This window comes from Streptomyces sp. SD31 (genome assembly GCF_052068475.1).
In the GTDB taxonomy this organism is placed as follows: domain Bacteria; phylum Actinomycetota; class Actinomycetes; order Streptomycetales; family Streptomycetaceae; genus Streptomyces.
In genome coordinates this window covers 130179-149403 of record NZ_JBQHCX010000001.1, presented here as the reverse complement: position 1 = coordinate 149403, position 19225 = coordinate 130179, and the positions used below count along the sequence as shown (strand labels likewise).

19 protein-coding genes are annotated in these 19225 nt (G+C 71.2%); 12 read left to right on the top strand and 7 right to left on the bottom strand.

All coding sequences use genetic code 11. The features are described from left to right. Positions 1-65 precede the first annotated feature (65 nt). The 7 genes from ACTMVF_RS00630 to ACTMVF_RS00600 all read right to left on the bottom strand — a co-directional run bounded on the left by ACTMVF_RS00630 (position 66) and on the right by ACTMVF_RS00600 (position 5284). On the bottom strand, positions 66-362 hold the full coding sequence (locus ACTMVF_RS00630) for a type II toxin-antitoxin system VapB family antitoxin (RefSeq protein WP_003999914.1): 297 nt from the start codon (positions 360-362) through the stop codon (positions 66-68). A gap of 353 nt (positions 363-715) precedes the next feature. Next, entirely contained in the window at positions 716-841 is a 126-nt protein-coding gene (locus tag ACTMVF_RS00625; RefSeq protein WP_441268972.1) for a hypothetical protein, read from the bottom strand. A gap of 47 nt (positions 842-888) precedes the next feature. Further along, positions 889-1215 (bottom strand): hypothetical protein, encoded by a 327-nt coding sequence (locus ACTMVF_RS00620; RefSeq protein WP_441268971.1) that lies wholly within the window; start codon positions 1213-1215, stop codon positions 889-891. Positions 1216-1301: 86 nt separating this feature from the next. Next, a complete protein-coding gene (locus ACTMVF_RS00615) occupies positions 1302-1982 on the bottom strand; it encodes an HdeD family acid-resistance protein (protein ID WP_441268970.1) in 681 nt (226 codons plus the stop codon). 364 nt (positions 1983-2346) lie between these two features. Next, a complete protein-coding gene (locus ACTMVF_RS00610; protein ID WP_441268969.1) occupies positions 2347-2928 on the bottom strand; it encodes an HhH-GPD-type base excision DNA repair protein in 582 nt (193 codons plus the stop codon). A 25-nt stretch (positions 2929-2953) separates the two neighbouring features. Then, positions 2954-4441, bottom strand: a complete 1488-nt coding sequence (locus ACTMVF_RS00605; RefSeq protein ID WP_441268968.1) for a hypothetical protein — start codon at positions 4439-4441, stop codon at positions 2954-2956. A gap of 123 nt (positions 4442-4564) precedes the next feature. Beyond that, the gene (locus ACTMVF_RS00600) at positions 4565-5284 is read right to left on the bottom strand and encodes a siderophore-interacting protein (protein WP_441268967.1); all 720 of its coding nucleotides are present in this window, start codon (positions 5282-5284) and stop codon (positions 4565-4567) included. Between the two features lie 78 nt (positions 5285-5362). Between ACTMVF_RS00600 and ACTMVF_RS00595 the strand changes: the two genes are divergently transcribed. The 12 genes from ACTMVF_RS00595 to ACTMVF_RS00540 all read left to right on the top strand — a co-directional run bounded on the left by ACTMVF_RS00595 (position 5363) and on the right by ACTMVF_RS00540 (position 19216). Then, positions 5363-7549 carry a penicillin acylase family protein gene (locus ACTMVF_RS00595; RefSeq protein WP_441268966.1) on the top strand — a complete coding sequence of 729 codons (2187 nt, stop codon included), beginning with the start codon at positions 5363-5365 and terminating at the stop codon, positions 7547-7549. Beyond that, positions 7542-8147 carry a GNAT family N-acetyltransferase gene (locus ACTMVF_RS00590; protein WP_441268965.1) on the top strand — a complete coding sequence of 202 codons (606 nt, stop codon included), beginning with the start codon at positions 7542-7544 and terminating at the stop codon, positions 8145-8147. The genes ACTMVF_RS00595 and ACTMVF_RS00590 overlap by 8 nt, the downstream gene beginning before the upstream one ends. Positions 8148-8156: 9 nt before the next feature. Continuing rightward, positions 8157-8630: a cupin domain-containing protein gene (locus ACTMVF_RS00585; protein ID WP_441268964.1), complete on the top strand. Its 474-nt coding sequence runs from the start codon at positions 8157-8159 to the stop codon at positions 8628-8630. Next, a complete protein-coding gene (locus tag ACTMVF_RS00580) occupies positions 8627-9412 on the top strand; it encodes an SDR family NAD(P)-dependent oxidoreductase (RefSeq protein WP_441268963.1) in 786 nt (261 codons plus the stop codon). The genes ACTMVF_RS00585 and ACTMVF_RS00580 overlap by 4 nt, the downstream gene beginning before the upstream one ends. 96 nt (positions 9413-9508) lie before the next feature. After that, on the top strand, positions 9509-9886 hold the full coding sequence (locus tag ACTMVF_RS00575) for a PadR family transcriptional regulator (RefSeq protein ID WP_441268962.1): 378 nt from the start codon (positions 9509-9511) through the stop codon (positions 9884-9886). Further along, a complete protein-coding gene (locus ACTMVF_RS00570) occupies positions 9883-10482 on the top strand; it encodes a hypothetical protein (RefSeq protein ID WP_441268961.1) in 600 nt (199 codons plus the stop codon). Before ACTMVF_RS00575 ends, ACTMVF_RS00570 begins: the two co-directional genes overlap by 4 nt. A gap of 177 nt (positions 10483-10659) precedes the next feature. Further along, positions 10660-12420, top strand: coding sequence for a copper resistance CopC/CopD family protein (locus tag ACTMVF_RS00565; protein WP_441268960.1), 1761 nt, complete (start codon positions 10660-10662; stop codon positions 12418-12420). A gap of 246 nt (positions 12421-12666) precedes the next feature. Next, a complete protein-coding gene (locus ACTMVF_RS00560; RefSeq protein ID WP_441268959.1) occupies positions 12667-13983 on the top strand; it encodes an ABC transporter substrate-binding protein in 1317 nt (438 codons plus the stop codon). Positions 13984-13987: 4 nt separating this feature from the next. Next, on the top strand, positions 13988-14965 hold the full coding sequence (locus ACTMVF_RS00555) for a carbohydrate ABC transporter permease (RefSeq protein ID WP_441268958.1): 978 nt from the start codon (positions 13988-13990) through the stop codon (positions 14963-14965). Beyond that, positions 14962-15849, top strand: coding sequence for a carbohydrate ABC transporter permease (locus ACTMVF_RS00550; RefSeq protein ID WP_403343364.1), 888 nt, complete (start codon positions 14962-14964; stop codon positions 15847-15849). Before ACTMVF_RS00555 ends, ACTMVF_RS00550 begins: the two co-directional genes overlap by 4 nt. 47 nt (positions 15850-15896) lie before the next feature. Further along, positions 15897-17213, top strand: coding sequence for a glycoside hydrolase family 36 protein (locus tag ACTMVF_RS00545; RefSeq protein WP_441268957.1), 1317 nt, complete (start codon positions 15897-15899; stop codon positions 17211-17213). Continuing rightward, positions 17210-19216, top strand: a complete 2007-nt coding sequence (locus ACTMVF_RS00540; protein ID WP_441268956.1) for a beta-galactosidase — start codon at positions 17210-17212, stop codon at positions 19214-19216. Before ACTMVF_RS00545 ends, ACTMVF_RS00540 begins: the two co-directional genes overlap by 4 nt. Positions 19217-19225: the final 9 nt, after the last annotated feature.

Sequence of the window (19225 nt, the reverse complement as noted above, 5' to 3'; positions counted from 1 at the left end):
CATTCGATCCCGCTCAGTCCAACCCGAAAGGGCCAACTGTGCGGGCGTGGGGCGTCGGCCCCGGGTCAGTCCAGTTCCAGGACCCTCGCGTGCAGCACCTGGCGCTGCTGGAGCGCCGCGCGCACCGCGCGGTGGAGGCCGTCCTCCAGATACAGGTCGCCCTGCCACTTCACGACGTGCGCGAAGAGGTCGCCGTAGAACGTCGAGTCCTCGGCGAGCAGGGTTTCCAGATCGAGCTGGCCCTTGGTCGTCACGAGCTGATCGAGGCGGACCGGGCGCGGCGCGACGTCCGCCCACTGCCGGGTGCTTTCCCGGCCGTGGTCGGGGTACGGCCGGCCGTTTCCGATGCGCTTGAAGATCACACGGAAAGCCTACCGGTCAAGACCTTCCGGGCGCAGCCATGGCGACGGAGTGCGGCACTGGAAAAGATGCGACAAAAAGGGATGGAACGGGATGGGGTGGGGGAACGGCGGCCCGATCGGAAGCCGGAACGGACCCGAACGGACGCCGCGGACGGCGGCCGGGACCGGGCCGAACGCCTGATTCGCTCGAAAGGAGACGGCCTCTGCGCGGGCGGTATGCACAGGCTGTGGACAGGGAGTCGATCGGTACGCGGATCGGTACTGCGGATCGGCGTGAGATCACCCGGTCGGTCCTCGGGACGGTGTGGCGGAGGCAGGGGTCCCGTAGGAGGCCCGCCTCCGCCACGTCGGCGTCAGCCGCGCTGCCGTTCCTTCGGCGGCTGCTGCGGCTTCTCCTTCTGCACCTGCGGTTTCGGGGTGTTGCGTACGGCCTCCGCGCGCAGCAGGGCGCGCAGGACCGCGTAAGGGTCGGTGGGCATTGCTGTGCTCCTTGTGGTCGTGCCGGCTGACCTCGTCGCGGGGTCTGTCAGCAGCGCAGGACCACAGTGCGCAGGACGTGCGGGACGTACGGCGACCGCGGCGGCGCGGGGCGGGCAGGGCAGGCCCGGACGCCGGGCGGCGCCTGCTTCGGCAGGGGCGCGGGACGCAGCCGTACCGTGTTGCGCCGGTCGGGACGGGCCGGTGGCCGCAGGAGTGTGTCGAGGACGTCGTGCTCGGCGAGCTCGGCGGAGGCACCGGCCGCCATGGGCACGGCGTGCGCCTGCGTGTGCGTGCCCGGCACCAGCAGGGCGAGCAGCAGCACGAGGACACGCAGCCAGGCGTGGCTGAGCAGGGGACGTCGTGCGGTGCTCACGGAAGGTCATCTCCCCGGCGGCCGTACGGCGTTCATCGCGCCGGACGTGAGATCCGCCCGCACGGCGTACCGGGGCGCGGCGGGTATCACAGCTCGTGCGGGACCTGGCGGGCCCGCTCCCGCATCCGGAGGCCGGTGACGAGCTCGACGATGCCGACCGCCACGAGCCACCATCCGGCGAGCAGCATGAGCACGGTGACCGACTCGATCGGGGAGTCGATCAGCACGATGCCGCCGGCGAAGGTGATGACTCCGAGGAAGATCTGCCAGCCGCGGGCCGGCATGGACTTGTCGGAGGCGGCGGCCAGGGTCTGGGTGATGCCGCGGATGAGCCAGCCGATGCCGATCCACAGGGCGAGCAGCAGGATCGACTGCATCGGGCGGCGGAAGCAGAACAGGCCGAGGAGCACCGACAGGGAGCCGCTGATGAAGGCCAGCACCCGCAGCGAGGTCGTCCGGTGCGTGCCGAAGGCGGCGACCAGCTGGAACACGCCGCTGATCAGGAGGTAGAGGCCGAAGAGGACAGCGGAGACGAAGAGCGGGGCGCCCGGCCAGACCAGGACCAGGATGCCCAGCGCCAGGGAGGCGACGCCGGTGAGCAGAACGATCTGCCAGGCGGCGCGGGAGAGGGCGTGCAGCGGCCCCTCGAACGGCGGCTCGGGCTCGTGGGACGTCCCCGGCCCGGTTGGCCCGGGTGGGTGACCGGCGTGGACCCGGCGGTCGTCGTAGTCCCGGCCGTAGGGGGAGCCGGTCGGTGCCTCGCTCATGCTCCATGCTGCGAACGAGGCGACGGGCTCCGCCATCTGAAGCGGTCCACTCGACTGACGTCCGGCGTGGGGGTGTTTACGGGGCGGTCGGCTGCGGCCGGGCCGCCGCTCTCGGGCCGGGCGGTTGCCGCCGTTCCGATTTCCGCGCCTGATGCTGACGCTGGGCCGATTCCGGGGCCGTTGGCTACGGCCGGGCTGTCCTTGGGCGGGGCGGCGTTCGAGGCGTACGGCGAAGGGGGCGCGCGGGTCAGCGCACCCCCATGTCGTGCGTGCGCAGCCGGGGTAGCCGGGCTGCCGCTCCCGGGCCGTACGCCGGACCGTCGCCGGCAGGCCGGCGCTCGCGGGTCGGGTGGCCGGTGCTGGGTTACTTGCCGGAGGCCTTCGCTGCCTTCAGTTCCTGCTTGTGGGCTCGTACCTTGGCCAGGGACTCGGGGCCGGTGATGTCGGCGACGGAGCGGAAGGACTTTGGCTCGCCGTAGGGACCCGCGGCCTCCTGCCAGCCCTTGGGGCGTACGTTCAGTTGCTTGCCCAGGAGGGCGAGGAAGATCTGGGCCTTCTGCTTGCCGAAGCCGGGCAGGTCCTCCAGGCGGCGCAGCAGTTCCCGGCCGTCGTCGACGCCCTTCCAGACGAGCTCGGCGTCACCGTCGTAGTGCTCGACGAGGTACTGGCACAGCTGCTGGATCCGCTTGGCCATGGAGCCCGGGTAGCGGTGTACGGCCGGTTTCTCGGACAGGAGGGACGCGAAGGTCTCCGGGGACTGGGCGGCGATGTCGTGGGCGTCCAGGTCGTCCGTGCCGAGGCGGTCCGCGATCGTGCGGGGCCCCTTGAACGCCCACTCCATCGGAACCTGCTGGTCCAGCAGCATGCCGACCAGCGCGGCGAGCGGGCTGCGGCCGAGGAGTTCGTCGGCCTCGGGGTCCTGGGCGAGGTGCAGGGTGACGTCCATGACCCCGATCATGTCGTGGCCGGCGTCAGTTCTCCACGTGAGGACTGGTGAGGGCGGCGCCGAAGCCGGCCTCCATGCCCCGGACCGTGACGCCGGCACCCTTGCCGCACAGGTTGACCGAGCCGCTCGTGACCGGGCCGGAGGCCGAGCCGCGGGCGACCCAGACGCAGCCGTCGCTGTTCTCGCCGGGTGCGCCGACCACCGCCTCGGCCTTGCCGTCCCTGTTCAGGTCGGCGAGGTGGACGGTCCCGCCGAACTGGTCACCCGTCTCGACGGAGCCGGGCACACCCGCCGTGTCCTGGGTGTACCCGGCGGCCCTGGCGGTGGTCAGGCCGGTGGCGGAGCCGCGGAGGAGGACGGCCGTGCCCGCCGAGGCGCGCGAGCCGACGGTCTCCTCGGGGGAGCCGACCAGGACGTCGGCGTACCCGTCGGCGTTGACGTCGCCCACGCTCAGGGACTGGCCGAACCAGTCGCCCCACTCCGCGCTGCCGGGGACACCGGCCGTGTCCTGGTGGAAGACCTTCGGCTTCTGCTCGGGGGTGATGCCCTGGGCGCTGCCGTAGAGAACCTGGATCTCGCCCCCGCGACGGGCCGCCGGCGTGGGCGCGTTGAAGTGGGAGTCGTCGCCCGCGATACCGGTGACGAGATCGCCGTAGCCGTCGCCGTTGATGTCGCCGATCTGACCCGCGTGGCCGTCGGCGTACGGCAGTTCGACACCCTGGTTGACGAGGGGGTCCTCGGAGCCGGGGGCGCCGGCGTCGAGGGTCACCGGTCCGCGGATGTCGCCGTCGGTGGGGCCGGCCAGGTAGAAGCGCTCCGCCTTGCCGTCGCCGTTCACGTCGCCCATCACCACGCCACGGGCGTTCTCCCGCCATTCGAGGTAGCGGGAGGCGGCCTGGCCGGTGCGGGTGAAGGGGCCGCTGTAGGACGCGACGATGCAGCCCGAGCCGATGCCGACCTCCGGGGCGCCGTCGCCGTTCATGTCGCCGGTGGCGAGGGACATGCCGAAGCGGCAGTAGATCCGGTCCTCGCCGTACTCGGCCGGAGGGGCGATGTTCGCGCCGCCCTTCAGCCCGTTCGGCCCGCCCCACACCACGGTCACCGAGCCCCGCGACTCGGCATCACCGACATCCTCGCCCGGGGCGCCGACGAGCAGGTCGGCGTAACCGTCCCGGTCCAGGTCGGCGCTCGCCACCGTCCTGCCGAAGCGGTCGGATTCCTCGGCGGTGCCGGGGATCCCGGTGGTCGCCTGGGTGATGACCGTGCGGCGGGTGGTGCTCACCGAGGACGCCGAGCCGTAGAGCACGACGACCGAACCGGCCTCCTCCACCGTGCCGTTGGCGGCGCCCGGGGCGCCGACCGCCAGGTCGCGATAGCCGTCACCGTTGAAGTCGTCCTGCACAGCGGCCGTGTTGGCCCCCTTGAAGGGGGCGGCGGCGGAGGACGTCACGGGGGTGAGGGTGACGGCGACGGACGCGGTGAGAACCGCGGCGGCCGTGACTGCTCTGCGCAAAGGGGCTCCTTGACTCGTGCGCCGGATCGACTCGTGCGACGGATCGACTCGTGCGACAGACGCCCCCTTGACGCACCAGACGCACGAACGGTTGTACGTCCATGCCTCGCAGCCTGTGCCGGGTCAGGGACGCCAGTACCCCAGCGCGTTCACCCGCTGCTTCGGCAGGCCCAGCTCCTTGCGGACGTACGACGTCAGGGCGCGGGTCGTCGCCGTGTCGCAGGCGATCCAGACGTACGGGTCCGGGGTGCCGTCGAGGAGGGCGGGCAGGGCGTCCTTCACCTGGGCGACCAGGTGGGCGCCGGAGTCGCGGCGGGGGACCTTTCGCACCTCGTGGCGGGACGGTTCGGTGCGGAAGGGGAGGTCGTCCTGCTCGCCCTCGAACCAGACCGTGGCCGGCGCCGAGTCCAGGGTGGTGAGCAGGGAGTTGAGGGCGGGGAGGGAGGCGGGGTCGGCGACGGCGAAGATGTGGGAGGGGTCGGGGTCGGGGTCGGTGAACCCGGTGCCGTGGAGGGTCGCCTCGATCGTGTCGCCGGGCTCGGCCGCCCGCGCCCAGTCGCTGGCGCAGCCCTCGTGCAGGGCGAACTCCAGGCTGAAGGTGCCGGCCGCCGGGTCCGGGTCGACCAGGGTGTAGGCGCGCTGGTGGGGCTTGCCGGCGTTGTCGAACCACAGGCGGACCCACATGGTCGGGTGCACGCCCGTCGCGGCCAGCATGCCGCCGTCCGTGAGGTGGACGCGGCGGTAGTGCTCGGTGACGTCCTCGGCGCCCGTCACCGTGAACACGAAGTCCTTGGCGCGCAGCAGCTTCAGGACCGCGCCCTCCCAGCCGTGCCCCTGCGCCATGGTCTCTTCACCCTTCGCGTACGATTCCCCGCACCAATAACTTAGGGGAGCCTAACCTAAAGCAAAGGAGGGGCACAGGTGACCGGCGAGATCTTCCGTGATGCCTGGGGCGTTCCGCATCTCCGTGCGAACGGCGCGAGAGAGCTCGCCCGCGTCCAGGGCCGCGTCACCGCCCTCGACCGGGCCTGGCAGCTGGAGGTGGAGCGGCACCGGGCGCAGGGCACGTCCGCGTCCTTCCTCGGCGCCGAGGCCCTGCCCTGGGACCGGTTCGTGAGACGGGCCCGCCTCGACGACACGGCGAGACGCTGCTTCGCCGAGTTGGAGAGGCGGGATCCGGAGACCGCGGCGTGGGTGCGGGCGTATGCCGACGGCGTGAACGAGGGGCTGACGGAGGGGGCTCGTCGTACGCCGGAGTTCGCGCGGACCGGCGTGGCCCCCGGCCGTTGGGAGCCGTGGACCCCGCTCGGCGTCTGGCTCGCCGTCCACATCCTCTTCGCGGGCTTCCCGGCCAAGCTCTGGCGCGAGCAGGTCGTACGGCATCTCGGCGCCGACGCGGTGGCGTTGTTCGCCACCGACGGGCCGGGTACCTCCGGCAGCAACGGCTGGCTGGTGGGCGGGGAGCGGACCGTCACCGGGCACGCGATCATCGCGGGGGACCCTCATCGGTTCATCGAGGAGCCCGGCGTCTACCAGCAGATCCACCTCTCCTGCCCCGAGTTCGACGTCGTCGGCCTCGCCGTCCCCGGCATCCCCGGCATCGCCCACTTCGGCCACACCGGCACGGTCGCCTGGGCCATCACCAATGCCATGGCCGACTACCAGGACCTGTACCGGGAGCGGTTGCGGCGTACGGGGGCGGGGGTGGAGGCCCTCGGGCCCGACGGGGTGTGGCGGCGGGCCTCGCGGCACATCGAGGTCGTGGAGGTGGCTGGGGAGGAGCCGGTCGAGGTCGAGGTGATCGAGACGGAGCGGGGGCCGGTGATCATCGGAGGGCCGGACGGGTTGCCCGATGGTTCCGGTGGGTCCGGTGGCGCTGCCGACGGTCTGCAGGAAGGTTTCTCCAGTGGGCTGCCCGATGCGTTCCCCGACGCCCCGCAGGCAGACCTCGACGACGGCGCCCCCCTCGCCGTCGCCCTCCGCTACCCACCCCGCGTCACCGGCGACCTCGGCTTCAGCGCCCTCCTCCCCCTCCTCCGCGCTCGCCGCGTCGCCGACGTCGACCGTGCCGTCGAGCTGTGGGCCGAGCCCGTCAACGTCGTCCAGGCCGCCGACACCGAGGGCGGGCTGCTGCACCGCGTCGCCGGGAAGGTGCCGGTGCGGGCCGAGGCCAACCGGGTGCGGCTGGTGCCCGCCTGGGAGCCGGGGCACGACTGGCAGGGCTGGCACGAGACGCCCCGCGGCGGCCTCACCGACGGCATCGCCGCCATGGCCAACCAGCGCGGCCTCGCTACCCCGCTCGGCGTCGAGTTCGCCCCGCCGCATCGCGCCGACCGCATCACGGAACTGCTGGGGGAGAAGGAGCTCTGGTCGGCCGCCGACATGCCGGCGATCCACATGGACACGCAACTGGCCTCCGCGGCACCCCTGTTGGACCTCCTGAGCTCCGTCGGCACCCTCACCCCCGAGGCCGCCCGCATCCGGCGGACCCTCCTGGCCTGGGACCGCCGTATGGACGCGAACAGCGAGGCCGCGGCCGTGTACGCGGCGGTGCGCGGGGCGGTCGTACGACGACTCGCCGCACACCCGGCCTTCACCGCGCTGACGGTCCCGCCCGCCTACCCGGAGGTCCTCCTCCCCTGGCTGTCCCTGGTCCCGCGGGTCGGCTTCGCCCTCGAACACCTGCTGGGCGCCAAGGCGTTGGAAGAGACGTACGGCATCGACCGCGCCGAAGCCGTCCGCGCGGCGGTCGAGGACGTGGCCGCCCAGCAGCCCACCGGCGCCTGGGGCGACACCCACCGTCTGGCCCCCTGGCGGGCGACGGCCGCGACGACCCCTTACGACGAACCCGCCCTCTCCGGCGACCACGACTGCGTGCTGTGCACCTCCGCCGTACCCGGCCTCACCGACCTGAGCGCACGCGGCCCGGCCGCCCGCTACGTCTGGGACCTGGCCGACCGCGAGGCGAGCCGCTGGGTGGTCCCGTTCGGCGCCTCCGGCATCCCCAGGTCACCCCACCACCGCGACCAACTCCCCTTGTGGCTCAAGGGAGATCTGGCCCCGGTCGTCACCGATTTCACCCAGCTGGAGAAGGAGTCCGATGTCTGAGCCGACGATCGTGCGCGAACCCGTCCGCGAGCCCGTCCACGAGCAGGGCGTCGACGGCTTCGGCACCGTCCGCATCCGGCCCCTCGACCCGCAGGCCGACGCCGAGGTCGTGCACGGTTGGGTCAGCGAGGAGCGGGCCTCCTTCTGGGGCATGAACGGCGTGACCAGGGACCAGGTGGCCGAGATCTACGCCCACATGGACACCCTCGACACCCATCACGCCTTCCTGGTCCTGCGGGACGGCGACCCGGTCGCGCTCCTGCAGACGTACGAGCCGGAGGCGGACCGTGTCAGCGAGTGCTACGACGTGCGCCCCGGAGACATCGGCGTCCACCTGCTGCTCGCGCCGGCCGGTCCGGAGGGGGCGCGACCCGGCTGGACGTCGGCGCTCCTGACCGTCATCACGTCGTACGTCTTCCTCACCCTGGACCGGCAGCGGGTCGTCGTCGACCCCGACGTGCGCAACGAGAAGGCCATCGCCCGCTTCCTCAAGCAGGGCTTCACGGCGGGGCCGGTGGTCATGCTGCCGGAGGTCGACCTCCCGGACGTGTACATCCCGCGGAAGGAGGCCCAACTCGCCTTCCTCACCCGGGGGTAGCCTTCCGGCGTGACTCCCGAAGACCTCGTCGCGCACTACGAACTGGAGCCGATCCCGCGCGAGGGCGGGCTGTTCCGCCGTACCTGGGCGGGACCGGAGCTCGCCGACGGACGGCCGCAGGGCTCGGCGATAGTCGTCCTGCTCACCTCGGACGACTTCTCGGCCCTGCACCGCCTGCCGTCCGACGAGATCTGGCACTTCTATCTGGGCGATCCCCTGGAGATGCTGCTCCTCGCCCCCGACGGCACCTCGCGCACCGCCGTGCTCGGCCCCGGCATTCGGCGCGGCCAGCACATCCAGCTCACCGTCCCGGCCGGAACCTGGATGGGCGCCCGGGTGGTGACGGGCGGATCCTGGACCTTCTTCGGCTGCACGATGGCGCCCGGCTTCACCTACGAGGGCTACGAGCACGGCGACGTGGCGGACCTGACGGCGCGCTATCCCGCCGAAGCCGCCCGGATCGCGGGACTGTGCCGCCCATGAGCGGACTCAGCGGACTCAGCGGGCTCCTCGAAGGACAGGTCGCCCTCGTCACGGGCGCGGGCGGCGGTATCGGGCGGGGGATCGCGATGCGGTTCGCGCAGGAGGGGGCGGCGGTCGTACTGCATTGCCGTACGGCGGTGGAGGCGGCGGACGACGTGGCGTCCCGGGTCCGGGAGTCGGGCGGGCGGGCCGTGGTGGTGCGGGGTGATCTGACCGACGAGGACGCGTGTCGGCGGGTGGTGGGGGAGGCCGCCGAGTGGGGTGGCGGGCGCCTGACCGCGCTGGTCAACAACGCGGGCGTGCAACCGACGCAGGAGCTGTGCGGCATGAGCGCGGCGGAGTGGCGGGCGGTCGTGGACACCAACCTGTCGAGCGTCTTCGCGTGCACGCAGGCCGCGGCCGAGATCATGCGGGAGCAGAGCGGGGGCGGCTCGGTGACCCACATCGCCTCCATCGAGGCGAGCCGGCCGGCGCCCCTGCACGCCCACTACTCCGCCGCCAAGGCGGCGGTGGTGATGCACGCCCGCTCGGCCGCCCTGGAGTACGGGCGCTTCGGGATCCGCGTGAACTCGGTCTCGCCCGGGCTGATTCACCGGGAAGGGCTGGAGGAGGCCTGGCCGGAGGGGGTGCGCAGATGGCGTGCGGCGGCTCCCGTGGGGAGGGTGGGGCGGCCGGAGGACGTGGGGGACGCGTGCGTGTTCCTGGCGTCGGGGCTCGCGTCGTGGGTCACGGGGCACGATCTGGTGGTGGACGGCGGGGTGTCGGCTCGGCCGGCGTGGTGACCGGCGCCGCCGCCTGTCTGCACCGTCGAAACCACTCGTTGTCATGCGCCACAAGTATCTTGCGGCGCATGACAATGGCTGACTATCTTGTACCGCATGACAAAGGGGCTGCCCGCCGTCGGTGACCAGCGTCGTAGTCAGCTCCTGCGTGGAGTGCTCGACCTGTGCCTGCTCTCGCTGATCGCCGAACGGCCGCGCTACGGCTTCGAGTTCGTGGCGGCACTCGCCGACAACGGACTCGACCTCGTGAGCGAAGGCAGTATCTATCCGTTGCTCGCCCGGCTGGAGCGGGAGGGGTTCATCTCCTCGTACCGCGCCCCGTCGGCCAGCGGTGGCGCTCCGCGTAAGTACTACCGCCTGACCGAGGCGGGACGTGCCGAACTGGGGAGCGGCCGGGCCGTGTGGCAGGCCTTCAGCGCGGGTGTGGGGCGGATTCTGACCGACAGCGAACCCACGGGGGGAAGCGCACCATGACGGACCAGCGCACCATGACGGACCAGCAGATACTCGCGGTCTGCCGCAGCAACTGGGAGTACCGGGGCATCGACGAGGTGTCCGTCCGGGAGATGCTCGACGAGCTCTCCGCACATCTGGAGGACGCGGTGGCCGCAGGCCGCACGCCCCAGGACGTCGTCGGCGACGACGTCAAGGAGTTCGCCGCGTCCTGGGCGCGGGCCCGCGCTCCGTTCCCCCGCCGGCTGCTGCGCACGGCGGCGCTGGCCTGCTGCGCGATCGGCATGGTGATGCTGCTCTCGTGTCTGCTGCGCTGGACCACCGAACGGGTGGTGAGCGTGGACGATGTCGCCTTCCTCGCCATCGTCGCAGCGGTCACGGTCGCCTGGGAGCTGCGGCGCGGCAGCCTGGGGTTCGCCAGGAACCTGGCGGTCGGCCTCGTCGCCGGCCTGGCCGCGGTGCTGCTCGCCCTGTGGCTGGACGGCGACGGGGAGCTGTTCACCCTGCCACTGTGGACGGCCCTGGCACTGCTCCTGCCCGGGCTGCCGTACGCCGTCGCCGATGCGCGCGGGAGGAAGAGCTCCGCACCCGGCGTCGACCAGGACTCGTCCGAGTGATCCGGGACAGCGATTGGCAGATCTGCTGATCCCCGTGAGGTGCACCGGTGAGCGTGGAACCCTTCGCATCCGTACGTAGCGGCGAGGTGGCACGGACGACGACGGAGAAGTGGCGTGAGGTGTGATGGCGGCGGCCGACAACCAGGGTGTCGAAGGCAGCGGCGACTTCAAAGGCTGGTGCTGCTGGGCACCCTGCTGGTCCTGCTCCTCCTCGGCGTTACGGGACCGGCGTCGGCCCACGCAGCCCTCCGGGCCACCGACCCCGAGGACGGAACCCTCCTCAAGTCGGCCCCCCGCCACCTCACCATGACCTTCACGGAGTCCGTCGGTCTGCTCGACGACTCCTTCCGGGTCCTGGACCCTGACGGGCGCCGCCTGCGCACCGGCGAGCCGCAGCACGCGCAGGGCGGCGGCGACACGGCCAGGGTGACGCTGCCCGCGAAGCTGGCCCAGGGGACGTACACCGTCGCCTGGCGGGTGGTGTCGGCCGACAGCCACCCGGTCTCGGGCGCGTTCACCTTCTCCGTCGGCAAACGCTCCCTGACCACGGCCACCGTGGACACCGGCCCCACCGAGGACCCGGCGACCAAGGCCCTCTACGACATCGCCCGCTATCTCGCCTACCTCGCCGGCACCCTGCTCATCGGCACGGCGACGTTCATGGCGCTCTGCCGTCCGCCGGACGCCCCCGTGCTGCACAAGCTGCTGAAGGCGGGTTGGTGGGCGCTCCTCGCCGCCACCCTCGCCCTGTTGGTCCTGCGCGCCCCGTACGAGACCGGCGAGGGCCCTCTGGGAGCCCTGAGCGCCGACTCCCTCACCCGCACCCTGACCAGCCGCCCGGGCGCGGTCCTGCTGGCACGGCTGGGCCTCCTGGCGGTGGCCGCCGGCTATCTCGTACTTCTGTCCAGGCGCCGTCAGCCGTACGGCTGGTCGGGCGCCGCCCTCGCCGTCGGTCTCGCCATGACCTGGGCAGCCGGCGAGCACGCCTCCGCGGGCATCCAGGTGCCGGTCGCGATGACGTCCTCGGCGCTGCACCTGCTGGCCACGGCGGTATGGCTGGGCGGCCTCGCGGCTCTGGTCGTGACGCTGTACCGGGCAGACCGCCCGACACCGGCGACGGTCACCCGCTTCTCCCGCCTCGCCTTTGCATCCGTGACCGTCCTGGTCGTCACCGGCGTCTACCAGTCCTGGCGCGGCCTCGGCTCCTGGGACGCGCTCACGGGCACGACGTACGGCAGGCTCCTGACCCTCAAGCTGGCCGCGGTGGCCCTGCTCCTCGGGGCGGCGGCCGTTTCCCGCCGCTGGACGGCGCGCCTTGCGACGGCGGACACGGCGGATGCGGAGACGGTCGTACGGGAGCGGGAGCGGGAGCACGAGCGGGAACGGGTTCCGGAGCCGGTCGGTGGGCCGCCGTTGCCGGAGCAGCCGACGTCGGCCGACGTACCGCCCCCCACGGATCCCCACCGCCGCGCCCTGCGCCGTTCCGTTCTCGCCGAAGCGGCCGTCGGTGCCGCCGTGCTGGCGGTCACCACGATCCTCACCAGCACCTTGCCCGGCCGGGCGCAGGCCGAGGCGGCGGCGGGGGCGCCCGCGGTCGTCGGGGCCTCCGTCACCGCCGTCCCCTTCGACGTCGGAACCCCCGGCGGCCGCGGCAAGGTGCAGATCACCCTCGACCCCGGCCGGGTCGGCGACAACTCGATCGAGGCCCTCGTCTTCGGCCCCGACGGCGGCGTGGCCATCGTCCCCGAACTGCGGATCTCCTTCACTCTCCCGGCCAAGGACATCGGCCCCCTCGACGCCGAACTCACCGACAAGGGCGGCTACTGGGCCAACAGCTTCCTCAACCTGCCCATCGCCGGGACATGGGAGATGAAGGTCACCGTGCGGACGTCGGAGGTCGACCAGGTGACCGAGACCAGGTCGGTCGTCGTGCGCTAGGGGCGCACAGGCGGGTGCACAGCGGTAGCGGCGCGATCTTCACGGCGTGAGTTCGCCCCCCGGGGCGCTCAAGATCCGTTCGAGATATCGGTCACGTTTCCGAAACGGCGATCGACACCTCTTGACGCATGACCTGACATACGGCTGTTATTGCGCCACCGTGTTCGGTCAAGTTGATTTCTGGTCGATTGCGTCCGGCTTGATCGCGTTACCGTCACGGCCACCCCTTGCCTTCAGGAGCCGCAGATGCACCACACCTCCTCCCCCTCCGGTCTTTCACTCCCCTCGACCAGTCGCCGCACCGTGCTGCGTGGCGTGGGCGGCGCCGCCGTACTCGGTGCCGGCATCCCCCTGCTCAGTGCCTGCGGCGGCAGCGGTTCGGCGAGTGACCCGAAGACCGTCACGGTCGGGTCCAACGCGTCGGACGCGGTGCCGAAGAAGGCGTTCGCCGACATCTACGCGGCGTTCAAGAAGGAGTCCGGGCTCACGGTCGACGTGAACACCAAGGACCACAACACCTTCCAGGAGCAGATCAACTCCTACCTGCAGGGCACGCCGGACGACGTGTTCAACTGGTTCGCCGGCTACCGCATGCAGTTCTTCGCGGCCAAGGGACTGGCCACGCCGATCGACGACGTGTGGAAGACCATCGGGGGCAACTTCCCCGACGCGATGCACAAGCTCAGCAAGGGCGAGGACGGCAAGTACTACTTCGTGCCGCTGTACACGTACCCGTGGGCGCTCTTCTACCGCAAGAGCGTCTTCAAGGAGAAGGGGTACGAGGTTCCGACGAAGTGGGACGACTTCGTCGCGCTGTGCAAGCAGATGAAGAAGGACGGGCTCGTCCCGATCGCCTTCGGTGACAAGGACGCCTGGCCCGCGCTCGGCACCTTCGACCAGATCAACTTCCGTGCCAACGGCTACGACTTCCACGTCGAGCTGATGGCCGGCAAGGCCTCGTGGACCGACGCGAAGGTGCGCAAGGCCTTCGACCTGTGGACGGAGATCCTCCCCTACCACCAGGACGGTGCCGTCGGCCGTACCTGGCAGGACGCCGCCCAGACGCTGGCGTCCAAGAAGGCCGGCATGTATCTGCTGGGCACCTTCGTGGGCCAGCAGTTCACCAACGAGGCCGACCGCGAGGACCTGGACTTCTTCGCCTTCCCGGAGATCGACCCGGCGTACGGCCAGGACACCGTCGAGGCGCCCACCGACGGCTTCATGCTCTCCAAGGCCCCGAAGAACAAGGCCGGTGCCGTGAAGCTGCTGCAGTACCTGGGCTCCCCGGCCGCCGAGGAGATCTACCTCAAGTCCGACCCGAACGTCGTCGCCGCCTCCACCAAGGCCGACACCTCCTCGTACAGCGCCCTGCAGAAGAAGGCGTACGAGATGATCTCGGGTGCGAAGAGCCTGACGCAGTTCATGGACCGGGACAGCCGGCCGGACTTCACCTCCACGGTGATGCAGCCCGCGCTGCAGAAGTTCATCCGTGACCCCAAGCAGATCGACAGCCTGCTCTCGTCGATCGAGCGCCAGAAGAAGACGATCTTCGCGTCCGGCTGATCACATGACTACCGACATCACCAAGGAGACCCCGGAGGCGGCCGCCGAGCCGCCTTCGGGCGCTGCCCCCGCCAAGAAGGTGCCCCAGGGGCACCGCCGCCTGCTGACCCGCCGCGACCGGCTCACCCTCGGCCTGATGGCGGGCCTGCCGACGATCCTGCACATCGCCCTCGTGTGGGTGACGGCCCTCGCCTCGATCGCGCTGGCCTTCACCACCTGGGACGGCATCGGCTTCGACTCGATCAAGTGGGTCGGCCTCGAGAACTTCAAGGAACTGTTCAGCAACAACCCGCAGTTCTGGCCGGCCGTCGAGCACAACGTCATCTGGTTCGTCGTGCTCATCCTGATCCCGACGCCGCTCGGGCTGTTCCTCGCCGTGCAGCTGGACAAGAAGATCCGCTTCAGCCGCGTGTACCAGACCGCGTTCTTCCTGCCGGTCGTGCTGTCCATGGCCGTGATCGGGTTTGTGTGGCAGCTGATCTACAACCCGGACACGGGCCTGATCAACAGCCTCATCGGAGCCAACGAGCCCGGCAAGTACATCGACTGGATCGGCGACCCGGACCTCAACCTCTGGGCGATCCTCATCGCCGCGTCCTGGCGCCACACCGGCTACATGATGATCCTCTACCTGGCCGGCCTGAAGGGCGTCGACCCCGCTCTGCGGGAGGCGTCCGCCCTGGACGGCGCGGGCGAGTGGCAGACGTTCAAGAACGTCATCTTCCCCACCCTGCGCCCGACCAACACCATCGTCCTGGTTGTGACGATCATCGAGGCGCTGCGCGCCTTCGACCTGGTCTTCGTCTTCAACAAGGGCGCCGAGGGCACCGAGCTGCTGTCGATCCTGGTCACCAACAACATCATCGGCGAGTCCAGCCGCATCGGTTACGGCTCCGCGATCGCCGTCGTCCTGCTGCTGATCTCCCTCGCCGTGATCATCCCGTACCTGATCGCGACCTTCCGGAAGGAGCGGCGCGCATGAGCTCCGTGAGCGCGCTGGGCAAGCAGCGCACCCCCGTCCGCCCGGCCCGGATCCTGCTGCACGTCTTCCTCGCGTCCATGGCGCTGGCCTGGCTCGCCCCGCTGCTCTGGGCGATCTACGCGGCCCTGCGCCCGTACGGCGAGACCAGCGAGAAGGGCTATGTCTCCTGGCCCGACAAGCTGACGTTCGAGAACTTCACGAACGCGTTCACGCAGTCGGACATGACGCACTACTTCGGCAACACGATGCTGATCGCGATCCCGGCCGTACTGCTGACGCTGTTCCTGTCGTCGATGGTCGCCTTCTACGTCAGCCGCTTCGACTTCCGCGTCAACCTGTTCCTGCTGCTGGTCTTCACGGCCGGCAACCTGCTGCCGCAGCAGGTCATCATCACCCCGCTGTACCGGCTGTACCTGCTCGTCGACCTGCCCGGCATCACGATGAGCGGCAAGCTCTACGACTCCGCGCTGGGTCTGGTCCTCATCCATGTGGCGTTCCAGTCGGGCTTCTGCGCGTTCGTGCTGAGCAACTACATGAAGATGCTGCCCCACGAGCTGACCGAGGCGGCCCTCGTCGACGGCGCCTCGGTGTGGCGGCTGTACTGGCAGATCACCCTGCCGCTGTGCAAGCCGGCGATGGCGGCCCTCGGAACCCTGCTGTCCATCTGGATCTACAACGACTTCTTCTGGGCCCTCGTGCTGATCTCGACCGGTGAGAACATGCCGATCACGTCGGCGTTGAACAACCTCTCCGGGCAGTACTTCACCGACCCCAACCTGATCGCGGCCGGCGCCCTGATCACCGCGGTCCCGGTCCTGGTCGTGTACTTCCTGCTCCAGCGCCAGTTCGTCAGCGGTCTCACGCTCGGCGCCAACAAGGGCTGACGGCCCGCTTCCCGAAGCCGACGGCCCCTTTCTTGAAAGAGACACCCGTGCACGACCCCTTCACCCCCGTCGCCTCCGTGCCCGTGGACGAGGCCCGCGCCCGCGTCCACGAGGAGGGCTGGCAGTCCTGGAGCCCCAGCGGCGCCTACGCCCTCGGCGAGAGGCCGTACCGCCCGACCAACGCCAACTGGGCGACGGTCTGTTACCGGCCGGGCGTCACCGTCCCGGAGGGCACGTTCCAGGGCGAGGGCCTGCTGGCGCTCGATCCCGGCGACGGATCGCCGGTCCGCCTGTGGGCGGCGGTCGATCCGACACGTGAGGTCCCGTCGATCCGACTGGCCGTGGCAGACGGTCGGGCCGAGGTCAGTGCCGACGGCGCGGTGAAGGAGTGGACGGGCGCCACCGTGCAGTCGGTACTGGGCGACTGGGCCGACAGCCTCCAACTCCCGGCCCCGCGCCCGGCCCCGACGGTCTGGTGCTCCTGGTACGAGTACTTCACCGCCGTCACCGAGGACGACATCCACGAGAACCTCCGTGCGATGGAGACCCTCGACCTGCCCATCGACGTCGTCCAGATCGACGACGGCTACCAGAAGGCCCTCGGCGACTGGCTCACCCTCTCCGGCCGCTTCCGCTCCCGCGCCGGCATCGCGGACGCGATCAGGGCGCGGGGCCGCCGGGCGGGCATCTGGACCGCGCCCTTCCTGGTCGACCCGGCGAGCGACCTGGCCGCCGAGCACCCCGAGTGGCTGGTCCGGGACACGGACGGCGGCTTCACGCACGCCGGCCGCAACTGGGGCCACGACCTGCGCGTCCTGGACACCACGCACCCCGAGGCGGCGGCATATCTGACGGACGTGTTCCGGACGCTGCGCGCCGAGGGCTACGACTACTTCAAGGTCGACTTCCTCTACGCGGGCGCCCTGGACGGCGTACGGCACGACGGGGACATGGACGCGCTGACGGCGTACCGCGAGGGCATCCAGCTGATCCGCGAGGCGATCGGCGAGGACGCCTACCTGCTGGGCTGCGGAGCACCCCTGTTGGCGTCCATCGGCCTGTTCGACGCGATGCGGGTCAGCCCCGACACTGCCCCGCACCGCCGCCCCGAGGCCGGCGACTACAGCCAGCCCGGCCAGGACCCGGCCGAGTTCACCGGCGTCGGCCGTCAGTGGCAGCACGGCCGGCTCTGGGTCAACGACCCCGACTGCCTGATGGCCCGCCCGGCGGTGGAGACCCGTGAGCAGTGGGCGGCGCACGTCGAGGCGACGGGCGGCCTGATGGCGTCCAGCGACCGCCTGCTGTCCCTGGACGAGTGGGGCGTGGCCACCACCCGCCGTCTCCTCGGAGGAGCCGACCTGTGAAGCGCGAACTGTCCGTCCCCGGCATCGCCTACGGCGGCGACTACAACCCCGAGCAGTGGCCCGAGGAGGTCTGGGCCGAGGACATGCGCCTGATGCGCGAGGCCGGGGTGACCATGGTCAGCGTCGGCATCTTCTCCTGGGCGCTGCTGGAGCCGAAGGAGGGCGCGTACGACTTCACCTTGCTGGACCGCGTCCTCGACCTGCTGCACGCCCACGGCATCGCGGCCGACCTCGCGACCCCGACGGCGGCGCCCCCGGCCTGGTTCTTCCGCGCCCACCCCGAGGCGCTGCCCGTGGACAAGGACGGCAGGGGGCTGTCGTACGGCAGCCGCCAGACGTTCTGCCCGAGCAGTCCGGCGTACCGCGAGGCGGCCCTGCGCATGGCGGGGGAGATCGCCCGCCGTTACGCGGATCACCCGGCGGTGGCGATGTGGCACGTCCACAACGAGTACGGCTGCCACAACGCGGAGTGCTACTGCGACGAGAGCGCGGCCGCCTTCCGGCGCTGGCTGCGCAGGCGGTACGCGGACGATCTGGCCGCCCTCAACGACGCCTGGGGCACCCGCTTCTGGAGCCAGTGGTACTACGACTGGGACGAGATCCTCCCGCCGCGTCCGACGGGCGCCGTCCCGAACCCCACCCACCAGCTGGACTGGCGCCGCTTCTGCAGCGACGAGCTGCTGTCGCTGTACGAGGCGGAGCGCGAGGTCCTGCTGGCGGCGGCCCCGTCGGTCCCCGCCACCACCAACTTCATGGTGATGTACAACTTCGATGCGCTGGACTACTGGCGCTGGGCCCCGAAGCTGGACATCGTCTCCAACGACCACTACCTCCAGTCCGCCGATGCCGAGTCGCAGATCGACATCGCCCTCAGCGGCGACCTGGTCCGTTCCCTCGCGGGCGGCCCGTGGCTGCTGATGGAGCACTCGACGGGCGCGGTGAACTGGCAGCCGGTGAACCGGGCGAAGGGCCCCGGCGAGCTGCGGCGCAACGCGCTGGCCCATGTGGCCCGCGGCGCCGACGGCATCGCCTACTTCCAGTGGCGTGCGGCGAAGGCGGGCGCCGAACAGTGGCACTCGGCGATGCTCCCGCACGCCGGTACGGACAGCCAGATCTGGCGGGACGTCGTCCGACTGGGCGCGGACCTGCGGGCGTTGGCCGAGGTACGCGGCAGCGTCGGCACGGCCGAGGTGGCGATCGTCTGGGACTGGAACTCCCGCTGGGCGATGGAACTCCCCTCCCAGCCGAGCGGCGAGCTGCGCTTCCATGACCTGGTGCGCGCCTGGTACGAGCCGCTGTGGCGCGCGGGCGTCGCGGTGGACTTCGTACGCCCGGACGCGGACCTGTCCACCTACCGGGTGGTGTTGGCCCCCTCGCTGTACCTGGTGGACGACGAGGGCGCGGCGAACCTGGTGTCCTTCGCGTCGGGCGGTGGCACGCTGGCCGTCGGCTTCCACAGCGGGGCGGTCGACGAGAACTGCCACGTCAGGCTGGGCGGTTACCCGGGCGCGTTCCGGGAGGCGCTGGGGGTGCTGACCGACGAGCTGTTCCCGCTGCTGCCCGGCGAGTCCGTGGGGCTCAGCGGGGGCGGCACGGGGACGCTGTGGTCGGAGCGCGTGGGCCTGGCCGGCGCCGAGCCGGTCGAGTCGTACACGACCGGCCCACTGGCGGGCGGGCCCGCGGTGACGCGCAACGCCCATGGTCAGGGCACCACTTGGTACCTCGCCACACAGCCGGACCCGGCGACGCTGGCCGGCTTGCTGGACCGCGTCCGCGCGGAGGCGGGCGTGCGGCCGGTCCGCGCGACTCCCCAGGGCGTCGAGGCGGCCCTGCGGCGGGGTCCGGACGCCGACTATCTCTTCCTGATCAACCACACCGACCGGCCCGCCCATATCGCGGTCGCGGCGAACGCCACGGACCTGCTGACGGGCAGGGCGGTGCCGGGGGCGGTCAGCGTCGCGGCGGGGGAGATCGCGGTGGTGCGGGAGCCGCACGCGGGCTGAGTGACCAGG

What these genes read in the sequence shown, in the direction of transcription:
- ACTMVF_RS00575 (WP_441268962.1), top strand. Translation starts at nt 9,509, where the DNA reads ATGACAAAGGGGCTGCCCGCCGTCGGTGACCAGCGTCGTAGTCAGCTC.
- ACTMVF_RS00555 (WP_441268958.1), top strand. Translation starts at nt 13,988, where the DNA reads ATGACTACCGACATCACCAAGGAGACCCCGGAGGCGGCCGCCGAGCCG.
- ACTMVF_RS00610 (WP_441268969.1), bottom strand. Translation starts at nt 2,928, where the DNA reads ATGGACGTCACCCTGCACCTCGCCCAGGACCCCGAGGCCGACGAACTC.
- ACTMVF_RS00570 (WP_441268961.1), top strand. Translation starts at nt 9,883, where the DNA reads ATGACGGACCAGCGCACCATGACGGACCAGCAGATACTCGCGGTCTGC.
- ACTMVF_RS00560 (WP_441268959.1), top strand. Translation starts at nt 12,667, where the DNA reads ATGCACCACACCTCCTCCCCCTCCGGTCTTTCACTCCCCTCGACCAGT.
- ACTMVF_RS00625 (WP_441268972.1), bottom strand. Translation starts at nt 841, where the DNA reads ATGCCCACCGACCCTTACGCGGTCCTGCGCGCCCTGCTGCGCGCGGAG.
- ACTMVF_RS00550 (WP_403343364.1), top strand. Translation starts at nt 14,962, where the DNA reads ATGAGCTCCGTGAGCGCGCTGGGCAAGCAGCGCACCCCCGTCCGCCCG.
- ACTMVF_RS00590 (WP_441268965.1), top strand. Translation starts at nt 7,542, where the DNA reads ATGTCTGAGCCGACGATCGTGCGCGAACCCGTCCGCGAGCCCGTCCAC.
- ACTMVF_RS00580 (WP_441268963.1), top strand. Translation starts at nt 8,627, where the DNA reads ATGAGCGGACTCAGCGGACTCAGCGGGCTCCTCGAAGGACAGGTCGCC.
- ACTMVF_RS00600 (WP_441268967.1), bottom strand. Translation starts at nt 5,284, where the DNA reads ATGGCGCAGGGGCACGGCTGGGAGGGCGCGGTCCTGAAGCTGCTGCGC.
- ACTMVF_RS00615 (WP_441268970.1), bottom strand. Translation starts at nt 1,982, where the DNA reads ATGAGCGAGGCACCGACCGGCTCCCCCTACGGCCGGGACTACGACGAC.